Annotated in this window: 4 protein-coding genes; all 4 read left to right on the forward strand. The window is 73.8% G+C overall.

Annotation, left to right across the window (positions count from 1 at the left end; all coding sequences use genetic code 11):
• Window positions 1-1,311 (forward strand): ABC transporter permease (locus KS423_RS38250; RefSeq protein ID WP_224284342.1); only part of this gene is annotated, 1,311 nt, incomplete at its 5' end.
• Window positions 1,312-1,445: 134 nt separating this feature from the next.
• On the forward strand, window positions 1,446-2,849 hold the full coding sequence (locus KS423_RS38255; protein ID WP_224284343.1) for a dipeptidase: 1,404 nt from the start codon (window positions 1,446-1,448) through the stop codon (window positions 2,847-2,849).
• 70 nt (window positions 2,850-2,919) lie between these two features.
• Window positions 2,920-3,861: an NAD(+) diphosphatase gene (nudC, locus tag KS423_RS38260; RefSeq protein ID WP_224284344.1), complete on the forward strand. Its 942-nt coding sequence runs from the start codon at window positions 2,920-2,922 to the stop codon at window positions 3,859-3,861.
• 285 nt (window positions 3,862-4,146) lie between these two features.
• On the forward strand, window positions 4,147-4,986 hold the full coding sequence (locus tag KS423_RS48235; RefSeq protein WP_224284345.1) for a GntR family transcriptional regulator: 840 nt from the start codon (window positions 4,147-4,149) through the stop codon (window positions 4,984-4,986).
• Window positions 4,987-4,992 lie beyond the last annotated feature (6 nt).

The following is a 4,992-nucleotide window of genomic DNA, read 5'->3' on the forward strand; positions in this document are numbered from 1 at the left end:
GGCCGCTGGCTCCCGCTCGGCCCCCGGCTCGCCCTGCGCGACTCGGTGCGCCACCGCGGCCGCACCGCGCCCGCCGTGGCCGCCGTGATGGCCGCCGTCGCCGGCTCCGTCGCGGTCAGCGTCTACATCGCCAGCTACGAGGAGCAGTACCGGCGCGAGTACATCGCCTCCGGTCCGTCCGGGGCGGTCATCCTCGGCAGCGGCTGGCTGTCCGACGCCAAGCTGCTGCCGCAGATGCGCGAGGCCGTCGAACGCAGCATCCCCGACCTCGGCCCGCGCGCCGACATCCGGCGCGTCGAGCCGAAGGGCGACTGCGCCGAGGGCAGCTACTGCGGCTACATCAGCGTGGAACTGCCCAAGGAGGAGCGCTGCCCGCTCATGGACTCGGGCGACACCCTCTCCCTGGCCGAGAGCGAGCACGTCATGAGCACCGACAAGCGCTGCCAGGCGGACCACCGCCGCGGCGGCCAGTTCACTGCGGTCACGTCCGGGGGCGCCACCCTGCTGCACAACCTCTACGGAGTCACCGACCCGGCCGCCGGCCAGGCCCTCGCCGCCGGCAAGGCGGTGGTCTTCGACGCCCGCTACATCAAGGACGGCAAGACCGCCCTGCGGTACAGCACTCCGGTCACCGGCAGCGGTCAGGGCAAGCCCACCATCACCGAGATCAGCGTGGACGCCGTCCTCGCCGAGCCCGCGCTGAAGGCCCCCGCCCAGGCCGTGCTCAGCCAGGAGACCGTCGCCCGGCTCGGCTTTGCCACCGCCCCGGCGGGCTCCGTCTGGCTGCCCGGTGCCATGCCCTCGGACCGCGCCCAGCAGAAGGCCGACGGCGCGCTCGCCAAGCTCGCCGACCACGACGTGCTCAAGATCGAACGCGGCTACGAATCCCCGGCCGGACTGATCCAGCTCGGCCTGAACGTCTTCGCGGGCATCGTCGCCCTCGGCGCGGCCGGCATCGCCACCGGGCTGGCCGCCGCCGACTCCCAGCGCGACCTGACCACCCTCGCGGCGGTCGGCGCCGAGCCCCGCATCCGGCGCTCGCTGTCCGGCTTCCAGTGCGGGGTGATCGCCGCCATGGGCGCCCTGCTCGGCGTGGTCTGCGGCGTGGTGCCGGGGGTGGCCCTGCGCAAGGTCGAGGCCGCGGCGAGCAGCTACCCCGGCATGAGCCCCGAGGAGATCGCCAGCAAGAGCGCCCTGATCTTCCCGTGGCCCACCATCGCCGCCACCGTGCTGCTGCTGCCGCTGCTCGCCGCCGGACTCGCGGCGCTGATGACCCGCTCGCGGATCACCCTGCTGCGCCGCTCGGGCTGAGCCCGGCGCACCCGTCCGTCACCCCCGTCGCGCGTCACCGCCGCGACGGGGGTGACGGAGGTTACAGCCCCCGGAGCGCCCGGCAGCCGGACGGCCGGGGCGGGCACCCGCACGGGCGAACTACAGTCGTCGGTATGACGAGAACCCCGGACAGCGTCGTCCGCTCCTACATCGATCAGCACCAGGCCGCCTTCCTCGCCGACCTCTCCGAGTGGCTGGCCATCCCCTCGGTCTCCGCCGACCCAGCCCGGTCCGGTGACGTGCGGCGCTCGGCCGAGTGGCTGGTCGCCAAGCTGCGCGAGACCGGCTTCCCGGTGGCCGAGGTGTGGGAGACCGACGGACTGCCGGCGGTGTTCGCCGAGTGGCCCTCCGGGGACTCGTCCGCGCCGACCGTCCTGGTCTACGGGCACCACGACGTGCAGCCCGCGGCCCGGGAGGACGGCTGGGAGACCGAGCCGTTCACCCCGACCGTGGTCGACGGCCGGCTGTACGCGCGCGGCGCCGCCGACGACAAGGGCCAGGTGTTCTTCCACACCCTGGGCGTGCGCGCCCACCTGGCCGCCACCGGCCGCACCGCCCCGGCCGTCAACCTCAAGCTGCTGATCGAGGGCGAGGAGGAGTCCGGCTCGCCGAACTTCGCCGACCTGGTCCGGCGCGAGGCCGGGCGGCTGGCCGCCGACGTGGTCGTCATCTCGGACACCGGCATGTGGTCCGCGACCACGCCGACCGTCTGCACCGGCATGCGCGGCCTGGCCGACGCCCAGGTCGACCTGTACGGGCCGGACACCGACATCCACTCCGGCTCCTTCGGCGGCGCCGTCCCCAACCCGGCCCAGGTCGCGGCGGAGATGGCCGCCGCCCTGCACGACACCGACCGCAGGGTCGCGATCCCCGGCTTCTACGACGGCGTCATCGAGCTGACCGAGCGCGAGCGCGAGCTGTTCGCCGAGCTGCCCTTCGACGAGGAGCAGTGGCTGAAGGTCGCCAAGTCGTACGGCACCCGCGGCGAGGCCGGCTACTCCACCCTGGAGCGGATCTGGGCCCGCCCGACCGCCGAGGTCAACGGCATCTGGGGCGGCTACACCGGCCCCGGCGGCAAGACCATCGTCCCGGCCTCGGCCCACCTCAAGCTGTCCTTCCGGCTGGTCGCCGGGCAGGAGGTGGAGAAGGTCCGTGAGGCGGTGCGGGCCTGGGTGGCCGAGCAGGTGCCCGAGGGCATCCGGTACGAACTGGTCTTCCCGGGCGCGACCCGCCCCTGCCTGACCCCGCTGGACCACCCCGCGCTCCAGTCCACCGTCCGCGCGATGGGGCGGGCCTTCGAGCAGAAGATCCTCTTCACCCGCGAGGGCGGCTCCGGCCCCGCCGCCGACCTCCAGGACGTGCTGGGCGCGCCGGTGCTGTTCCTCGGCATCTCGGTGCCCTCGGACGGCTGGCACTCGGTCAACGAGAAGGTCGAGCTGGACCTGCTGGCCAAGGGCGTGGAGACCGCCGCGTACCTCTGGGGCGACCTGGCCGAGAACTTCCGGCCGGGGGCATGACCCCCGCTGCGTGCACCATGGCAGCCAGATCACTCATCCGGATGATTCACCACGTGGGGATGGAACAGACGTGAGCACCGTGCCTGAGACCGAGCGCCCGCTGCACCTGGCACTGGCCCGGTCCGGGGTGGACCGGGCGGCCGAGCACCGTTTCGACGAGCCCTGGCTGGCGGCCGCCTGGAGCCACCCGAGCACCCGGGTCCTGCCGATCGCCGGCGGCGAGGCGTTCGTGGTCGACACCGCGCAGGGCACCGAGCTCGTGTTGCTGCCCTCCTTCGAGGCGCCGCAGACCGGCGACCGGTACTTCCTCGGCACCGACCAGGACGGCGTCTCGTACTTCGCGCTGGCCGGCGAGAGCCTGCCCGGGCGCCTGGACGGCGACGCCCGCCCGGCCGGTCTGCGCGAGGTCGGCGGGCTGCTGTCCGACCGGGACGCCGGGCTGCTGGTGCACGCCGTGGCGCTGGAGCACTGGCACCGGCTGCACAGTTTCTGCTCGCGCTGCGGGCACCCGACCGAGAAGGCCGGCGCCGGGCACGTGCGGCGCTGCACCTCCTGCGCGGCCGAGCACTACCCGCGCACCGACCCGGCGGTGATCATGGTGATCACCGACGAGCAGGACCGCTGCCTGCTCGGCCGCCAGGCGCTGTGGCCGGAGGGCCGCTGGTCGACGCTGGCCGGCTTCGTCGAACCGGGGGAGTCGATCGAGCAGGCGGTGGCCCGCGAGGTGCACGAGGAGGCGGGCGTCCGGGTCGGCGAGGTGCGCTACGTCGCCAGCCAGCCCTGGCCGTTCCCGTCCAGCCTGATGCTCGGCTTCACGGGCCGGGCGCTGCCCGGCGGCACCGAGATCACCGTGGACGGCGAGGAGCTGGCCGAGGCGCGCTGGTTCTCCCGCGAGGAGCTGCGGGCCGGGATGGAGGCGGGCGAGATCCTGCCGCCGTCCGGCATCTCGATCGCCCGGCACCTGGTCGAGCTCTGGTACGGGGAGCCGCTGCCCTCGGCGGCGCGCTGGTAGTCCCGTAGGAAAGGGGCCGGTCGGAAAGGGGCCCGTGCGAAGGGGGCCCGCACGAAGAGGGTCCGTACGAAGAGGGTCCGTACGAAAGGGGGGCGCGTGGGCAATTCCATGCGCCCCCCTTTTCCGTTCCAACCCCTTCCCGAATTCGCCACGACCAGCTGTTCGTATCAGGACGGGCCAGTTCTGCTACTGGGAGTCGACTGCGCGGGCCCGCGGTCAACCCGCTCGGACGATATTGCCGGAAACGGCTGAAACCGGCTCACCGCGCTCGCTACATTCACGAGGGTGAAAATCCCCCGGGGCACCGCCCAATCCCCCAAATACCAGCGCCTCGCCGCCGACCTGCGCCGCCGGATCGCCGAGGGCGAGTTCACCGCCGACGCCGCCCTGCCGGTCGAGAGCGAACTGGAGCGCCAGTACGGCGTCGCCCGCAACACCGTCCGGCTCGCCGTCGACGTCCTGGTCAACGAGGGCCGCCTGGTCCGCCTCCAGGGCAAGGGCACGTACCTGCGCGAACACCCCGTCCTGGACCACCGCGCCTACGGACCCTGCCCGCCCGCCACACCGCGCGACTGCCTCGCCGCACCCTCCGCCGTCTACCTCGGCGAGGCCGACGAAGCCGGGCGGGAACTCGGCACCGACTTCGAGATGATGATCGTCCGGGCCCGGGTGGACATCGCCGAACGGCTCGGACTGCGCCCCGGCGAGGCCATCGTGGTCCGCCGCCAGCTGCGGCTGCTCGACCGCGAGCCGTACTCGATCGAGGAGAGCCACTACCGGGCCGGCCTCGCCGCCGGCACCCCGCTGATGGAACCCGATCCCGTCGAGGGCGGCGACGAGGCGGTGCTCGCCACCCTCGGGCGCACCGAGATCGGCGCCGTCGACCACCTGGTCGCCCGGATGCCCGGCCCCGAGGAGGCCCAGTGGTTCCAGGGCGGCCCCGGCGTGCCGCTGATGGTGCAGACCCGCGTCACCTACGACCGGCGCGGGCCCGTGCGGGTCATCGAGACCCGCTACTCGGCCGACCGCAGCCGGCTCGTCTACGGCGTCGGCGACCTCGGCGCCCGCACCACCCTGCCCGCCCCCGCCACGCCCGTCGACCCGGCCCGGGCCGACGCGCCGTGACGCGCG

It is taken from the genome of Streptomyces sp. LS1784, from assembly GCF_020103755.1.
GTDB lineage: Bacteria > Actinomycetota > Actinomycetes > Streptomycetales > Streptomycetaceae > Kitasatospora.